At 54.9% G+C, this 19,321-nt stretch carries 1 protein-coding gene (only partly in view); it reads left to right on the plus strand.

Annotated features, from left to right (window positions below; genetic code table 11):
• Positions 1-19,321: the beginning of an LEPR-XLL domain-containing protein gene (locus C5F52_RS24025; protein WP_104800879.1), read on the plus strand. It continues 21,290 nt past the right edge of the window; only the first 19,321 of its 40,611 coding nucleotides appear in the window; the start codon lies at positions 1-3; the stop codon falls past the right edge of the window.

Consider the following 19,321-nt stretch of genomic DNA (forward strand, 5'->3'; position numbering starts at 1 on the left):
ATGTTTTTGCGTAGCGGTAATAAAAAATATGGGAAGCTGAACAAGCGGCCCATATCCGCTCGCGTGCGTGATGCATTCCGCGTTGAGGCTTTGGAGCCTCGGGTTTTGCTTTCGGCGGACCCCATTTTGTTGTTGTCACAGGTGTTGCCCACGACCTATGAAGAGCAGCAAGCGCAGATGGATGCGTTGCAGTCGGATACTGGCCAGTCTCAGCCTAGTGACTACGCGCTTTCGCCTCCTTTGTTGTTGCAAACGCTGCTTGGTGGTGGTGCCACTGCCGAGTTAAGTCTCAAGTCGTCGAATGTTGATACGTCATTGCAGGCTGTTAGCACTGCAGAGGCGCTCAATGCGGCTTCTGTGTCGGTCGAGTTGCCGGCGGTCAATGCTTCGCTAGGGGTGGATGTTCTGGGTTTTGACGGTGGGGTGGCGCTTGATTTCTCTTCCCTCTCTGGTGGTGCGACCAGTACGTCATCGGGTGCTTTGATTGCAGGTTCGTCAAGTTACTCGTTTGAGATCAATCCAGAGTCCAGTGATCTTCCATCAGCTAATTCGGCTGCAAGCATCAACTTGGGTGCGTGGGATTCTTTGGTCTCGCCTGCCGAGCCTGCTTTCGATGTGGCGCCAAACTTTCAGGTTTTACAAACTGGTGGTGTTTTTGACTTGGCGAAGTTGCCGCAAGCGCTTACTGGTACGACGCAAGGTTTGACGATTGCGCCAGGGGCTTTGCTCAAAGGCAGCGGCACCATGCAAGGTGCGATTGTTAATGATGGTGTGTTCAGTCCAGGTTACTCGCCAGGTTATGTGAATGCGGCTTCTTACACATCAACTGGGATAACAAACATTGAGATTGGTGGTGCCACTGCTGCGGATGCGACGCATACAGGTGCTGACTATTACGATGTGATCAGCGTTTCTGGCTTGGCTGCGCTGAATGGCCAGCTTGCTGTTTCTCTATACAACGGCTACAGGCCGACAAATAACCAAACGTTTACCGTCATGAATTACGGTACCGTCACTGGTGGCTTTAGTTCTGCTAAAGGTTTGATCCAAGTTGCAGATGGTGTATTTTTTGAAATCATTCAAACTGGCACGTCGTCTACAGCAGGTTCGTTGACGCTTAAAGCGCACGTCTTGGATCCGTCGCTGACTTGGGTGCTCAATGCGGTGTCTGGCCCTGTCTCGGATTTGAATTTGCCTGACGATTTGATCGGTCAAGTTCTGAATGCTGCCTATTTCAGCAACAACACCAGCGTTAGTTTTACCGGTTCATTGAACTTGGGTTCTGGCGTCTCTTTTGCCGGCAGCATGACGCTCAGCCGATCGACGAATCAGTTGATTGGGGGGCAAGCGGTTGATGTTTATAAGCTCGCTTTAGCCAATGGGTCTGGTCGGTTTAGTTCTTCTGATTCGGGTCAGCCTGCCATTACGTTTGCTGATGCTGATGTGGGTGTCTTGTTTTTGGACGGCAACGCCGCTGATAAGGGCTGGTTGTGGGTCGAGGGTTCCATTGGCGGGATCGCACTGACTGATGTCTCGGGCGTTTCTTTGACGGCCACCAGTTTAGATTTCAAGTTATTTGACAAGTTGGCTTCAACCAGTTCGGTGCTTGATTTGTCCTCTGCCGCTCAAACCATCTCTGCAGATGGCAAGAGCTTTGTTTTTGATGACAACGCCTCACTTGGTGAGCAAGCCATTGTTTCGGGCTCGGTCAGTCTCAGTATTGCTTCGGCACTGACGGTGTCCGGTACGGTTGGTTTCTCGCGTAACACTGGCGTTCTGGACGTGGTTGGTAGTGCAGTGACGGCGGTTTTGGATGCCGGTGGTGTCAGTGCCAGTGTGACGGGTGCTGACTTTGGGCTGGAGATTCTGGCTAACGGAACTTATTGGCTTGATGCCACTGGCGGTTTCTCTCTGACCGGTGGCGGTTTTGCGTCAGCGAGTGCAACGTCCGCCATGGTTCGCGTCAACACGACAACTGCGATTCAGGCCACCAAAACGTTGACCTTTGCCGGCTTCTCTCACGTCATGCCTGAGTTGAGCGCATCGACCACCCCAGTGGTGAGAGTCACCGGACTCCAGGTGACATTGGCCGATACATTCTCGATCAGCGGAAACTTTGCTTTTGAACGCGACGCGTCATCAGGCGACATGAAGCTGCTCGCCACAGGTGCCAGTGCATGGATGACAGCTGGTGAATTTAAAGCCGGCGTTTCGAGTGCCTCAGTTGCCATGCTTGTAAAAGCAGGCAATGGTGTTGTTTTAGAGGCGTCTGGTGCCGCGAGTTTGACGCTTAGCTCTGTGTTGCAGGTCAACGCTGCCAGTACGAAGGTGCGTTGGAACTCTACGGGTCAAGCCATAGCGGCCAACCAGGCTTTGAGTGTGGCGGGTAATAGCTACCAGTTTGGTGCTATGGACGTGGGCTTGCAAGAAGTCGCGCTCACAGGCGCCAGTGTTGTTGCAGGCGATTTCTTGCGCTTGAGCGGCGACTTTGCGTTCCACCGCAGCAGTTCAGCGCTCACCGTCAAGTTGGCAGCAGATACGGTAGGCACTGCGGATGATGAGGCTAGCACTGGCTTACAAGTGAACGTCTTGACATTGGGCGGTGCTAACTTGTCTGCTGTGTTGGGGGCTGACTTGGCTGCCAATGCGAATGGCGTTGCCCTCAGTTTGAATAATGTTGGGTTTGGTCTGGCTCTGATGGGTTCGACCACAACGCCGTCGCGTCGTTGGACGAGTTTGCAAGCGACAGCGGGTTCGGTGTCTTTGAGCGGCGTGACGGATGTGACGTTGAGCGGCACCAACTTGGCGTTCAACTTGAACCGAGCCGAGGCTGCAGGCGATGCGGTGGTGGACTACAGCGCGAGCAAGACCTCGTTGTCGGTGGCCACAGGCATCAGCACCAACTTGGCGCTGAACATGGACGGCAGCCGCGGCACCTTGTTGCAAGCCAGCGGTGCGGTTGAAGTCAACATTGCAGGTGCCGTACAAGTCTCTGGCACATTAGGTTTCACAAGAGCCTCGGGCATCTTGGAAGTGGCGGGCACAGGCATCACAGCAGCGTTGTCTGGCGGTGGCGTGACAGCCAGCGTGACCAACGCAAGCTTTGGATTAGAAGTTCTCGCCAACGGCACCTATTGGCTCGATGCGACTGGCGGTTTCTCACTCAGTGGTGGCGGCTTTGCGTCGGCCAGTGCGACATCAGCAACGGTGCGTGTCAACACAACGGGCGCCACACAAGTCACTAAAACACTGAGCTTCGATACCTTCTCACACGTCATGCCAGAGATGACGGCGGTGAGCACACCCGTGGTCAAAGTGGTGGGCTTGCAAGCGACATTGGCAGATACCTTCTCCATCAGTGGTGATTTCTCGTTTGAGCACGATGTCTCCGGCGAGATCAAGGTGCTGGCAACGGGCGCCAGTGCGTGGATGACGGCAGGCGACTTCAAGGCCGGCGTGACCAACGCAAGTTTGGCCTTGGTGGTGAGCAACGCGTCTTCGCACGCAGGAACGATTTTGGAAGCCAGCGGCGCGGTGAGCGTGTCGGTGGGCAGCGTGGTGCAAGTGTCGGCGACGACCACCAAGGTCAGCTGGAACTCGACAGACCAAGCGGTGGCAGCACGTCAAATCTCGGTGGCGGGTGATAGCTACACATTTGGCACGCTGTCAGCAGGCCTCAAAGAAGTAGCGCTGACAGGTGCAACGGTAGTGGCAGGCGACTTCTTGCGCTTGAGCGGAGACTTTGCGTTCCACCACAGCACGACGGCAGTCAACGTGAAGTTGGCAGCGGATACAGCCAGTACAGCAGGCGTCAACGAAGCCACAACAGGTCTGGACGTGAACGTCATGACCTTGGGCGCGACGGGTCTGACAGCGGTGTTGGGCGGGTCAACAGGACCTGCACTGAATTTGACGGGTGTGGAGTTTGGTTTGGCCCTGATGGGTTCGACCACAACGCCGTCGCGTCGTTGGACGAGTTTGCAAGCGACAGCGGGTTCGGTGTCGTTGAGCGGCGTGACGGATGTGACGCTGAGCGGCACGAACTTGGCGTTCAACTTGAACCGAGCCGAGGCTGCAGGCGATGCGGTGGTGGACTTCAGCGCGGGCAAGACGTCGTTGTCGGTGGCCACGGGCATCAGCACCAACTTGGCGCTGAACATGGACGGCAGCCGCGGCACCTTGTTGCAAGCCAGCGGTGCGGTTGAAGTCAACATTGCAGGTGCCGTACAAGTCTCTGGCACATTAGGTTTCACAAGAGCCTCGGGCATCTTGGAAGTGGCGGGCACAGGCATCACAGCAGCGTTGTCTGGCGGTGGCGTGACAGCCAGCGTGACCAACGCAAGCTTTGGATTAGAAGTTCTCGCCAACGGCACCTATTGGCTCGATGCGACTGGCGGTTTCTCACTCAGTGGTGGCGGCTTTGCGTCGGCCAGTGCGACATCAGCAACGGTGCGTGTCAACACAACGGGCGCCACACAAGTCACTAAAACACTGAGCTTCGATACCTTCTCACACGTCATGCCAGAGATGACGGCGGTGAGCACACCCGTGGTCAAAGTGGTGGGCTTGCAAGCGACATTGGCAGATACCTTCTCCATCAGTGGTGATTTCTCGTTTGAGCACGATGTCTCCGGCGAGATCAAGGTGCTGGCAACGGGCGCCAGTGCGTGGATGACGGCAGGCGACTTCAAGGCCGGCGTGACCAACGCAAGTTTGGCCTTGGTGGTGAGCAACGCGTCTTCGCACGCAGGAACGATTTTGGAAGCCAGCGGCGCGGTGAGCGTGTCGGTGGGCAGCGTGGTGCAAGTGTCGGCGACGACCACCAAGGTCAGCTGGAACTCGACAGACCAAGCGGTGGCAGCACGTCAAATCTCGGTGGCGGGTGATAGCTACACATTTGGCACGCTGTCAGCAGGCCTCAAAGAAGTAGCGCTGACAGGTGCAACGGTAGTGGCAGGCGACTTCTTGCGCTTGAGCGGAGACTTTGCGTTCCACCACAGCACGACGGCAGTCAACGTGAAGTTGGCAGCGGATACAGCCAGTACAGCAGGCGTCAACGAAGCCACAACAGGTCTGGACGTGAACGTCATGACCTTGGGCGCGACGGGTCTGACAGCGGTGTTGGGCGGGTCAACAGGACCTGCACTGAATTTGACGGGTGTGGAGTTTGGTTTGGCCCTGATGGGTTCGACCACAACGCCGTCGCGTCGTTGGACGAGTTTGCAAGCGACAGCGGGTTCGGTGTCGTTGAGCGGCGTGACGGATGTGACGCTGAGCGGCACGAACTTGGCGTTCAACTTGAACCGAGCCGAGGCTGCAGGCGATGCGGTGGTGGACTTCAGCGCGGGCAAGACGTCGTTGTCGGTGGCCACGGGCATCAGCACCAACTTGGCGCTGAACATGGACGGCAGCCGCGGTACTTTGTTGCAAGCGACTGGCCATCTGAATATCAATGTTCAAGGTTTTGTATCAGCTGTTGGCGATTTTGCAATCGTTGAGCAGACACAAAACGTCAAGCTAGACAACGGCACTGTTGTTCAAGTTGAAGCTTTGTTAATCGGCGGTAAGCAGTTGAGTGCATTTGCCGGTACGAACGGCGGTTTTAACGCCCAAGAACAATTGAATGCGGCTGCAACTGGTTTGAGCCTGACTAATGTTGAACTGGGCTTGGCCTTGTTGTCTGAGCATCGCACGGGTTCAGAGCCTGTCGGTACCGTCATGCGAGGCTGGACGACGTTACAAGCCACTGCAGGGAGTGTTTCTGTTGTTGGTTTGGATAGCGACGTAAAGCTTTCTGCATCTCAAGTTTCTGTAGCAATTAATCAAGCGAACGGCGAAGCGACTCATGTCGTGGACTACGGCCTGAGCGACCCAGCAGACAGCGCAAGCGCCCGCAACACGGTGATGAGCATCCCAACGGGCACAAGCAGCACGATGGCGTTGACGCTGGACGGCACCAAGGGTGAGATGAAGCGAGCCAGCGGCCACTTGGTGCTGGACGTGTACGGATTCTTCCAAGTCGAAGGCGACTTGGCGATTGAGAGCTCAACCGCAGCAGTCAAGCTGGCCAAGTTGGCCAACCAAACAACGGCTGAGTCGTTGAACGTGGACTTGCTCAGCGTTGGCGGCAGCAACTTGACAGCGTTTGCAGGTGTCAACGGCGGCACGGCCAACAAGCTGGGCTTGGAGATGACGGGCGTGAACTTCGGTTTGGCCTTGATGACCGAGCAGTTGGCCGCAAACAGCACAGCGACAGCACGCAAGTGGACAACACTGCAAGCTGATGCAAGCACCGTGAGCTTTGTGGGCTTGGGCAGTGATGTCAAAGTCTCAGCGACTGGCGTGGCAGTGGCCATCAACCAAGCAGGCGGCACAGCCACCACGGTGGTGGACTACGGCCTGAGCGACCCAGCAGACAGCGCAAGCGCCCGCAACACGGTGATGAGCATCCCAACGGGCACAAGCAGCACGATGGCGTTGACGCTGGACGGCACCAAGGGTGAGATGAAGCGAGCCAGCGGCCACTTGGTGCTGGACGTGTACGGATTCTTCCAAGTCGAAGGCGACTTGGCGATTGAGAGCTCAACCGCAGCAGTCAAGCTGGCCAAGTTGGCCAACCAAACAACGGCTGAGTCGTTGAACGTGGACTTGCTCAGCGTTGGCGGCAGCAACTTGACAGCGTTTGCAGGTGTCAACGGCGGCACGGCCAACAAGCTGGGCTTGGAGATGACGGGCGTGAACTTCGGTTTGGCCTTGATGACCGAGCAGTTGGCCGCAAACAGCACAGCGACAGCACGCAAGTGGACTACGTTGCAAGCCGATGCGGCATTTGTTGGATTCGTTGGTTTAGGCAGTGATGTCACCGTCAAAGCAACTGGCATTTCGGTCGGTGTGAACCAAGCTGATGGCGATGCGACCACGGTTATCGACTACGGTTTAACCGATCCTGCCAATCTAAATAGTGCACGCAAAACTGCACTCAGCGTTCCAACTGGCAGCACCAGCACCATGGCGCTCAGTATTGATGGCGCGATGGGTGAGTACATCCGAGCGACAGGTCATTTGACCATCGACTTGTTTGGTTTCGTTCAAGTCGAAGGTGACTTAGCAGTTGAATCAAAAGATACGACGGTCAAACTTGCAGCTAAGCCTGGCAAAACGGCAGAAGTTGTTGATGTAGATGCATTGACCATTGGTGGTTCCCACCTGAATGTGTTTGTGGGTGTCAAAGGCGGCACCTCTGACGCCATTGGCTTGAAGCTCGATGACATTGATTTCGGTCTGGCCATGTTGTCTTCTAAGAGCGATCCATCGCGTACATGGACCGCGCTAACAGCCAAGGCCACGACGGTTGGTTTTGTGGGCTTCCTTGACTTCTTGCCCACGGTGCGCAACCTTCAGGTTGACCTTAACCAAGCGGGCCAGGATGGCGATCAAGTGGTCGACTTCAAAGCGCAAAACCTTGATGTCCTCACTGGCACTGGTAGCCATGTAACCCTCAAGCTCGACGGCTCTGCCGGAGAGTTGTTGCGCGCCGAAGGCGACGTCACGCTCAAGCTGCTCGACTTCGCTTTGTTTGATGGTCGTATTGGCTTCGAGAAGTACACACCGTCCTCGCCATTGATCATCAAAAATGCCAATGGCAGCGAGACTTCAGTCGAAGCCGACTCGATGATGGCGATCACTGGCACCAACATCACCGCCTTTGTGGGCTATGCCAACGGTGGTTTTGATACCAGTAAGACGTTGACCCAACAAGCCGATCACCTCTACGGCTTCGGTGTTCAGGGCGTGGACTTTGGCGTTTTGATGACCAGTGTGGGTGGCAACTCTTACACAGCCGTCAAAGCCCGCATGGACAACGCATCGTTGTACGGCATCGACCAAAGTATTTTCCAACTGTCTGCCGATGGTCTGAGTTTCAGTTACTCGAACGCGAATGACGACGGTGGCGTGATCGACTATGCCAAGTCCTTCAATGGTGGTTTGGCTTTGGGCTCTGCAGGTCATATCGTCATTGATTTCAACAACCAAAAACTGGGTGTCTACGCAGAACGTGCAACCCTGGCGATTTCTGACTTTGTGTATTTCAGCGGTGCCATTGGTTTTGAGAATGTGGATTACGGCGACACCCTCAAAGACAGTACGGGCCGCACAGTTCGTGGTGCCAAAGGTTTCTCCATTGGCGGCTCCAACATCACTGCCTTTGTGGGCTACGCTGATGGGGGCATTGACCGCACCAAAACATTGGCTCAGCAATCTGACCACCTTTATGGCTTTGGGGTTGATAACCTGAGCTTTGGCTATTTGAGCCTTCAAGATAACAGCGGTGTCAGCTACAGCTCCCTCAAGGCCAGTGCCGATGTGGTGGCCTTGTACGGCTTTGACCCGAACGACTTCCAGTTGTCCTTCTCTGGGCTCACCATTGAGTCCAACAGTTCTTCGGTGCTGGGCAAAGAATTGGACTTCACTGGTGACAAAAACCTGTCTGTCGCTACGGGCGGTACCCCGATTAATTTGGACTTCAAGGGTGATCGTTTGGGCGTCTTCGTCAACGAGGCGTTGTTGAAGATTTCTAAATTCGTCTATGTGCGCGGCTCTATTGGCTTCCAAAAGGGCAGCTTTGGCGACATGATCGACAGTACGGGTTCCACGGTGCGAGGCCTGAAAGGGTTCACCATCGGCGGTGACAACATCGATGTGTTTGTCGGTTTTGCTTCTGATGGCATCGATGGCTCGAAAACCTTTGCACAGCAAGCCAGCAGCTTGTACGGCGTTGGCGCTGAAGGCATCAGCTTTGGCCTGATGAACGCCACCTCCTCGGCGGGCGTTGAATACAGCGCCATGAAGCTCCATGTGGATACGGTGGCCATTTACGGCTTCGACCCCAACGACTTCCAGTTGTCTGCTTCAGGTATTGACATCACGGTCAACGAAGCCACCAACAACAGGGCTGCCATTGACTTTGTCGCCAGCTTTGAGGGCACAAATGGCTATCAGCTGCAAACGGGTGGTGAACCGATGTTGCTTGACATGCGTCAAGCAGCGCTGTTCGCTTCGATCAACAACGCGACCTTGCGCATCTCTGAATTCGTCTACATCTCGGGCTCCTTCTCTTTCCAGAAGGGTGGCGAAGTTGAGTTTGCTGCCAAGACGGTTGGCAACATCCTTCTTGACAATATCAAAGCTGACTCGATGACCATTGGTGCGAGCCACGTTCAAGCCTTTGTGGGCGTGGGCGGGCCTTACCGCATCGACACCAACGGCGATGGCCGGATCACAACAGCCGATGCGGTCAACGCAGGTGCGATGGGCCTTGTGATCGACGATTTCAGTTTTGGATTGGGTATTTACAAGGCCAAGGCTAACTTTGACCTCAGTCTTGACGCTTTGCTGAGCAACCTCGTCATTGACACTGAGTTCACGGCCATGCGCGCAACAGCCAACAAAATTGGCTTGGTTGGCTTTGGGGATGCATTCCAGTTCGAGTTGAACGATGTGCTGGTGGAGTTGAACACCAGTAGCAACGACCTGTTCGTCGCTGATTTCACGCGTGGCGGCAAAGTGGCGGGCTTGGCCGTGCCAACGGGCGATCCAACGTCGCCCATGTTGTTGAATTACACGAATAAGTTGCTGACAGCTTCCGTGGGTTACGGCAAAGCCAAAATTGCAGATATCTTGTATGTAGAAGGCGGCTTTACCTTCCAAAAACGGACGATCGATTCCGTTGATTACAAATTGCCAGGTGCACGAATCGCTGCAAGCGGCGATGCCATGGTCATTGCGGGATTGAATGTCAGTGCTTTCGCAGGTATCCATGGGCCCTACCTGACCGACACTAACCACAACGGTGTGGTGACCGATGAAACACCCAATACCAATGCGATTGGTTTTGCTGTTGCTGACTTGGACTTCGCCTTGGTCATGATGTCACCTTCGCTTGGTGGTGGCATCACAGCGAAAAACGTCCAATTCTTCGGATTGACCGCCACGGCGAATTACGCTGGTTTGGTCGGAACAGACCCCTACTTGACCCTCAACGCTCAAAACGTGGTGTTCCAGTTCAATGGTGCATTCATGCAAGAGGAGTCAATGATGGGAGGTGAAACGTCCACGAAACGCACGCTCCTGCCATTCGTGTACGCCGATTTCTCTTCCATCAACAACGGCGATCACACGGGCTTGGATATTCCGATTGGCAGCAACCCCTCTGCCATGAATTTGAACTTCAGTTCAAACTTCTTGCGGGTTGGCATGACGGCCAACCTCGGCGTGTTCAATTTGTTCAACGTCAGTACAACCTTTGATTTCAGCTTCACCTTGCCTGAGACAGGTGAGATGATTCCGCGCATTGATCTGACAGGCCTGAAAAACTTGCTGCCAGAGGTCTCACCTTCGACGCCAGAATGGCTCAAGGATGCGATGAAGACGATTCAGAACATGAATTTGTCGATCGGTGCCGATGGCGTGACGGGGGATATTGAAATCCCCAACATGAATATCAACTTGGGTGGTTTTGTCTACATCCAAGGTGACTTCAAGTTGAGCTTGGGCGTGAACTTCACGGCAGATGCTGCTACAGGTCTAGACCCGTTGGTGGGCCTGCTGGTCGATAAGGCGGTCAACGCTGCCGCTAATGCGGTGATTCCAAACTTGCCTGCCGACAAAGTGATGAAGTATCTGCTCGATATTTCAGACGATTACTCGGTCATGCACAACGTCAAGTTCAAAGGCGTGTCTTTTGGTGCAAGCAACGTCAATATCTTTGTGGGTGCAGGCAGTCCTGACTTTAGCCAGCCTTTAACCAATCAGTCTGGTTTGGTCGGTTTTGGTTTGCAAAACTTGGACTTGGCCATTGGCTTATTCACGCCGCAGTTGCCAGACATTTTCGATGCTCAACAAGTCATGTCCCTCTATGCTTCTGCAGACGAGATGGGCACCTATGGCTTTGGTGACTTTTTGAAGATTGTTGGCACAGACATCAAACTCGAAGTGAACACCGGTGGTGAAGTTTTGGGTGGTTTGTTCAGAGCCATGCCGGTTTACTCGAAGATGCGCAAGACAGACCCAGTCACTGGCAAAGTCACCGTGGGTTTGCCGGTGGGCGCAGGTGACAACCCGATCACCTTGAATTTTGACGGGCATGAGTTGATGGGGCTGGATATTGGCCTTGCAGATATCGCAGTGGCTGACTTCTTGTTCCTACGTGGTTCTTTGGCTTTCCGCAAAGGCGATGTGTTCAACGTCAAGGTGGAGATGAATGGCTTGAAGCCGCTGCTGGAGGACTTGGGTGCAGTGGCTGGTTTGGGCATGGATTTTGACAACCTCAACATCAACGTCACGGCCATGACCTTGGGCGGTGCTAATCTGAGTGGTTTTGCTGGTGTGGGTGGCCCTTACCGCTACGGTCCAGACTTGAATCAAGACGGCATGTTGGACTACGTCAATTCAGGCGCCGTGGGCTTGGCGATCGACAACGTCGACTTTGGTTTGGCCATGATGAAGCCCTCTATCTTTGCGGGCATCCCCGCTCTGGAGGCGTCTTCCCCTCAGTTTGTGTCTGCCAAAGCGAACATCGCAACGGCTGCCTTGGTGGGTATTGATCCGTCTTTGATCAAGGCTGAGATGCAAGACATCGAAGTCAACATCAACACCTTCATGATGGGCATGGGTTATGTGGATGCGGTGCTTCAAGTCTTAGGCCCACCGTATATCGACTTCAAGAACAGCCAGTCTTTCAAAGACTTCACCGAAGATACCAACGGCAACGGCGTGTTGGACATGGGTGAAGACATGAATGCGAACTTGCGTCTCGATCCAGGCGAAGACCTAGATGGCGATGGCATTTTGAAGCTCAGCGAGGACCGCAACCAAAACCGCTACATGGATAGGGCTGGTTTCGCTTTGCCTGCGGGCGGCAACAACATGGTGTTCTTGGACTTCAACAGCGAGATCATCCAAGCCAAAGTGGGCTATGCTGAAATCAACTTGGCTGGCTTCTTGCAAATGTCCGCATCGATGGCGTTCACCAAACGCAGCGGCGAAGTGGTCACGCTCTCCAATGGCGAGCAAACCACGGTCACGACCCTCGCCATCGGTATCAGCAACGGCAATGCCTTCATCGGTATTCCAAGCTTCGAAGGCGGCAAGCCGCGTGGTTACTTCTACGACAAGAACGGGGATGGGCGCATTCATGGCAATGAAACCAACCCCAACGCCGTGGGTATGGCCATCGTCAACCTGAACCTCGGTTTGTTGGTGGCCGCAGAAACCGTGATCAGCATGGCTGGCATGAAGTTGGGTGTCTACATCGCAGGTCAAGCCACGATCGACAAAGTGGGCTTGGTGGGTGTGCCCGATTCGGTGGTGCTTGAAGCCACGGGCTTGCGCCTAGACATCAACATGGGCATGCGAATGACCATCGCGACTGGCTTCACCCGTGATGAGGCTACCAACGCCGTGTCTTACGACAGCAGCAACGCGGGTGCCACGTTCTCGATGACGACCATCGACTTCTCGAAGAGCACATGGACCGATCCCGGCACGACCAAGTACGACACGTCGGACGACGTGGTTCGTAATGGTTACGCCATTGAAACTGGTGATCCTCAGCACCCCATCGTGCTGGATTACTCGGGCATTTATTTACGGGTTTACGGCCAAGCTAATTTGAGCTTGTTTGGTTTGGTCAAAGCCCACGGTGTGCTGGACTTCCGCTTTAGCGAGTCTGACGGCTTGGTGGTCTTTGCCGATGTGGGCATTCAAATTGGCCCAGATGCTTTCAACATCAGCTCGCACGCGACGGGCTTGTTGGTCATCAACTCCAAGGGTATTGCGGCTCGCTTGAAGATTGACCAAAGCATCGACCTCGGCCCCGTGGCCAAGTTGAATGTCCAATTTGATTTGTCTCTGAATTCTTTTGGCACACGCGTTGTCTATGAGGTGCCCCCAGAGTTTGTGAAGACGGTGGGCTTCAGTGAGTTTGTGATCGAAGGCTTCCCTCCTGGCAAACCCAATTGGGTTGGCCCTTACGTCGCGTTGACAGGCAAAGGCGATCTGGACTTGTTCAGTGGTGCCTTGACCATGAAAGGCGATTTCGCGTTGATCGCGTCGTTCTCGAATGGCGTATTCCGTCTCGAGTTGGGGGTGTCTGCAGAATTGGCCTTGAAACCAATCGCCACGCTTTCTGCAACGGGCACCTTGGGCCTCGTTGTTGACGGCTCCAGCTCAGGGCTTTACGGAAGCTTGGAGATCGGTGGTGGTGGTGCCGAATCGGTCTTGATCGACGGCGGTGATGCCTTCAAGGTCAAGGGCCGCTTCCTGCTGCAAATCAACACCACCAACCAAATTCAACAAGCCCGTGGCCGCGATGCCAAGGGCAATATTTACGATCCCGTCACTGGTGATCCCGTGATGGTCAATCTGACGCCGCAGATGCTGCGTATTTCGGGCCGTACAGAAATTAGCATTGGCCCGTTGGCCATGAAGGGCGCGATCGACTTGCTGATTGACAGTCACGGCATTCAAGCCGCGATGGATGTCTCTCTGGAGTTAGGCGCCTTTGGTGAAGTGGCAGTCACGGGTGCCGCAGCATTCGGTATAGATGCCAACGATAGCCCCTTCTTTGCGCTGTATCTCGGCTTCAAGATTGAGCTGAACATTGCCATCATCAAGATCAAGGGCAGTGCTGTGTTGCAGATCAACACCAGCAACTTGCCTTACACCACCTTGAATGGCCACACCATTGCGGCCCAAACGTATTTCGACTTGAACATCATGGGGCAGGCCGATCTGTACCTGTTCAAGATTGAGTTTGCGGGGCACATGAGCGTGATCGGCGATGTGTTCACCTTGTCGTTAGAAGGCAAGCTCGACTTCTTTGGCGTGATGGAAGTCGAGATCGGTGGTTACATCGACTCGCGTGGTTTCTTTGAGTTCCACGGAAAAATCGAAATTGACATTTACATGGGTCCGCTGCATCTGAATGCAGGTGCTAGCATGTTGTTGAGCAATCACCCTACGCGCTTCAAGGCCGCAATCTGGGGCTCGCTGGACTTCTCGCTGCATATCGGTGCGATCAACATCGACTTCACCTTGGCGGGCTTCCGTGGCGAGATTGATATCACGCCATCGAGTGCTTACATGGCGGCACGGGTCACAGTGATGGGCCTGTCCATTTCGGGCAGCTATTTGTGGTCGTGGGCAGATCCTCCGCGCATCAGTTATTTGCAAGACGACGGTACTTTGGTGCTCAATACCGGTGACGTTTCAGGTCGCTACGGCGACAAAACGTACGACGACATCACCAACGAGGGCACCTCGGTGGAATACGACGCCGCGACCGACAAATACCTCGTGCGCTCACTCGGTGTGGTGAATTACTACTCTCGCAACAGCGTGAAGAAAATTTATGCGCGCGGCGGTGGTGACAATGACTCGTTCTACATCTCAGAAGGTGTGAATGCGGTGTTGGACATCGACGGCGGTGCCGGCAATGACAGCTTCTTGATTCTCGGCGGTGCCGCAGGCAGTCGTGTGGTTGGTAACTTGGGCAATGATGACTTCGTTGGCGGTGATGTCAACGGTATCAGCTACTACGGTGACATTCCTGACAACGAGTTGTCCAGCGGCAATGACCGGTTCTCAGGTGGTCGTGCGGACGAATACATTGACATGGGTGCTGGCAATGACGTCATTTCCTCAGGCCCAGGTCGCGATACCATCATCGTGCGCGGTGGTAAAACCAAGATTGACACAGGCCCTGGTGGCGACTTGATCTTGCTGACCCCCAAAGCTGGACAGATTTCAGTGGAAGGTGGCACGGGCTTCGACACCTTGCGTGTCTTGCCTCTGAATTCCGAAGTGCCTTTGGAGCTGGGCGACCACAAGTTGCGTTATGGTGTCTCTACTGGCGAGCTCATCATTACCTTCAACGACGGTCTTGACGTCATCGAGATGACCGACAACGCCGCCCTGACCCGTTTGACATCTACGACCGATGTGAACTGGGGTGCCACCGGTTTGTCGTTGTACGCTGCAGGCACGGTTGACGTGAGTCAAGCGCAATTCAAGGCGCAAGAAGGCATGCTGAGCATCAGCGCCGATCGTTTTGTTGGCACATTCAATACAGACGTTGACTCCATCAGCTTGGAGTCGCGCGGCACCCACGCACAAGCTTCAAACATCAACGTGATTGAGCGCGACAGTCTGCGCGTCATTCAGGATCGTTGGACTTCTGGTGGTCTGACAACACGCGATGGCCTTGTGTCCGTGTTGTTGCAAGATGCCGAGTCTTTGTTGTCTTTGGAGTCGGGATCGATTTCGACATTCACTTCGGGTCAAAATATTTCGATCGTGGCCGACGATGTCGACTTCGCTTCTGGCGAAGACCGCGTATCAGGCACTGGCGTGTTGAGCATGATGGCGCGCACCTCAGACCAGGGGTATCAGTTGGGTGGCGCAGGTCAATCCTTGTATGGACGTGACCAATCTACCGCTGGAACAACAGGCTTCATGGCCGTGGGTATGCGTGATCTGGCAGCCCTCAAAGATGGCTTCAGTGAGATTGACATTGGCGCTAAAACCACTGGGTCAAAAATGATCATCGGTGATGTCAACAACGCCACCGTCGGCGTGTTTGACTTCAATGCCAAATTCACCGATGTGGTCAAGTTGGCTGCCGATGAAATCGTGGTCGCCGGTGACGTGCAATCTAGCGCTGCGCTTTACACCAACAGCCGTTTGCTGGAAGTCCGTCGCCAAAACTATTACTCACAGTTGGGCTCCAACTCTGGCTTGAATGGCCCATCGCTGGACATCACGGTGTCAGAGCAGGCCGTGATCAGCGGTGTGGTGATGGGTGAGTCTGCGGTCAATTTGCGTGTCACAGGCACCACAGGTGTTGGTGGCTATGTGTCTTATGGCGCTGAAGCCAACAGCTTCACCGCCGATATGGGATCCGTCATTCGCACCACCCAAGCGGGTAGCCACGTCACTGTCGACGTGTCGGGCTCTGTGGTTAGTGCGGCTGGTGTGTTTGTGGATGGCGCGGGTTCGTCGATCGTCATGAATTCGGGTGGCAGCATGACGATGCTCAGTGGTGCCACAGTGGCAGCACCTGGTGCGCAATCGTCCATCACCTTGACGTCCGATGACTTCATGCACTTGAACCCTGGCAGCGCCGTGACCTCGGGTGCCAAGTTCGCTGCGGATGGTCGCACGCCTATCGTGACAGGCACAGGTGCTTCAGCTTCCTTCACCTCGATGGGCGAATTGACGCTCAGTGGTGACCTCACGGTGGCCGGTGCCTTGACAATTTCTGCAGGTGAAACGGTCGGAGCGGGTGCGAGCTACTTTGACAACATCGATGGTCAAGCCGTCCAAGTTGTTGCGACGGGTCAAGCCGCCGCGATCACCGATGCCGCCAAGATTGCCACGGGATTGACGGGCTTGGCACAAGGCGCCTTGAGCAGCGATCTGACCGCTTTGGTGCAGTCGACGGCTTTGGACATGAGTGGCTCATTGACGGTGTCATCGTTGGCCAACTTCACACCTTTTGCGACTTTGACAGACAGTCAAAAATCGCTGGTCGCCACTCAGCTGGGTTACGCCACGTACGCCAGCGGTTTCTACAACCCTCAAACGGGCGAATTCCGTCAGACCTTGCAAGAGGGCGGGGCTGTCGCTGCGACTGGTTACACCCAGTACAACGGCTTGACATTGGTCAAGAACGATGGTTCTGGCCACATGCAGGTGGTTCAAACTTTGGCACAAGGTGTCTCGGCCGATTACAACAATTCGCGAATCGATTGGGCGGCAGCGGGTGTTTCAGCGCCGTCAGCATCGACCAGTTTTGATGGCTTGACCGGCGCTCAAAAACTGGTGGTGGCCGCGCACCTTGGCTATGTCTTTGACTACTACGCGATGCCTGGCGATTTGTGGGACGGCGGCGGTGATGTGCCCGTGAACCCCATTGCGCGTCCTGACGTGGATGCTTCTTGGTTTGACTTAACGACTGAGCAAAAACTCGTTGTTACCCATTACATCGACAGCGTGACAAGCACGGCTGCCCGTGCGTCTGATCCAGCTTTCCCGAACAACCCCACCAAATACATCATGGTGGAGCGTCCGGTCGTTAAGAATTTCATCAACTTCAATGCTGCAGCAGGCAAGCAAGTTGTCCAAACCTTCCAGCAAGGTGTCATCACTGATTACCAAAACAACAGCGTGGCTTGGGGCAGTGTGGCCACGCCTTCTGCCAACGCCACGTTTGAGCAACTGACAGCCGATCAACAGCAAGTGGTGGCGTCATCGCTGGGCTTCACGGTTTACCGCAACGGTGCATGGATTAACCCAACTGCATTGCCTGTGAACCAAGTGGTGACGGCTGTTGGCTCTGCAGACTTTTCACTCGAGAGCATTGACTGGGGCGGTGTGGCTGCACCACAAGCTGGAACAAGTTTCGAAAAACTCACTGCGGGTCAACAAGCCTTGGTACTCAAGTCCTTGGGTTATGCCGCCTTGCACAAAGAAGTCTTTGTCAATGCAAGCGCAGCGCCTGGCCAGCAAATTTTGACCTCGCTCAAAGATGTGGTTGCCACCGACTACAGCACCCAAAATCTGACATGGGGCAGCCTAAGCGCGCCTGTCGACGGCGTGCCATTTGATGCATTGACATTCGAGCAACAAAATGTGGTTTTGGCCAAAGTTGGCTACGCACGCTGGAGCGGCACGGTCTACTTCAATGCAGACCAGACCATCGAAAACCAGTACAAATTGAATTTTGTTGAAGGTCTTGGCAAAGATTACAGCAACGCGGGTATCCGTTGGAATGATGTGACTGTGCCCACCGCCGGCACCAGCTTCGGCCAATTGACGGCAGAACAACAAGCACGCGTGCTGAGCCAAACTGGTTTTGTTCAGTACAACAACCCCATCTACTTCCGTGCCGCCAATGGCAGCTCGGTCGCTGATTTGCGTGCAACCTTCGTTGAAGGCCAAGGCGGCGACTACCTCAATAGCGACATGTCATGGGGCAGTGCAGACGCCGTGAAGACGAACCGTTGGTTGGTCACCGACAACGCAGACAGCTCACGCCGTTTCATTGTGTATGCGATGGACGCCAACAACGACGGCACAGCAGAAGCGCTGCAAATCCGTGAAGTTCACCCCTTGGTTGGCCAACGTGGTTATGGTTTCTTGATGACCGGTACGGTCAACACCTTCGAAGCCAACATGGCGCTGGACGTGTCCGTCAAGAATGCAGCCATCGTGCGGGGCACCTTCAATTTAATGGGTGAAGGCTCAAGCCTCTCTATCCAGTCTGATACTTGGACGTATTGGGAAGGTGAAGCCACCGTGCCGGGCAACATCAGCCTGATTGGTGGCGTCAATACGGCTGGCAATATTCTGCGCAATGGTGCCAATGCCGATGGCACTAGCTTGTATGTGCATGCAGCTTCTAGTTTGTACTCCACCACTGCTAGCAGCCAAATCTTGCTGCAAGGTGGACACGATGTGGAGATCCACGGGCGTGTGGTGGCAGGCGGAACCAATAGTGCTCAAAGCGGCATCCAGTGGACCGGTGACGATGCACAAATCAGCGTCAAAGCGGGTGAGCAAATCTTGGTGGATACCGCACTCACCGCGGCAGGCTCTGTCAGCTTGACCACCACGTTGGCCCCAAGTGCCGACGATGCAGGCTATGGCGTGATCGTGACCACTGCCGGTGGTTTGACTGCGTTGGCCAAAACCAGCAGCAACAGCCTGGGTGGCTCTGTCTCGGTGCAAGCGGTGGGTGACATCAGCATCATGGGCCACGTCACTGCCGGTGGCGAAGTGCAGCAGGTCTATTCAAACGGACGCTTGGTCTCTGAGAGTGTGGATTGGGTGGACAAAACATCCAACATCAACTTGCGTTCATCGGCGGGTGCCGTCTACTTGGGCGGCATCGCGACCGCACGCGATGGCAGTACGGCTGAATTGGGTGGAACTTTCCAAGCACATGACAACATCACCATCGTTGCTGGCATCAACAGCAATGGCTTGGGTGTGCGTTTGCCTGGCACTGGCAAATTGACAACCTACAACGCGGATGGCCGCATCGACATCACGGCCTCAGGCAGTGCTCAGTTGGATGGCCGTATCGTGGCTGGTGGCGAAATCGTCGATTACTACGACGCCACGGGCGCTTACCTGGGCAGCATCCCACGTTATTTTGATGGTGACTCCACCATCACGGTCGATGCGCGAGGTCAAGTGACCTTGGGCAAAGGCTTGGTGGCCGGCAAGCTGATTGATGTGCGTGGCGGTCAAGGCACCA

The sequence above is a fragment of the Limnohabitans sp. TS-CS-82 genome (assembly GCF_002943475.1).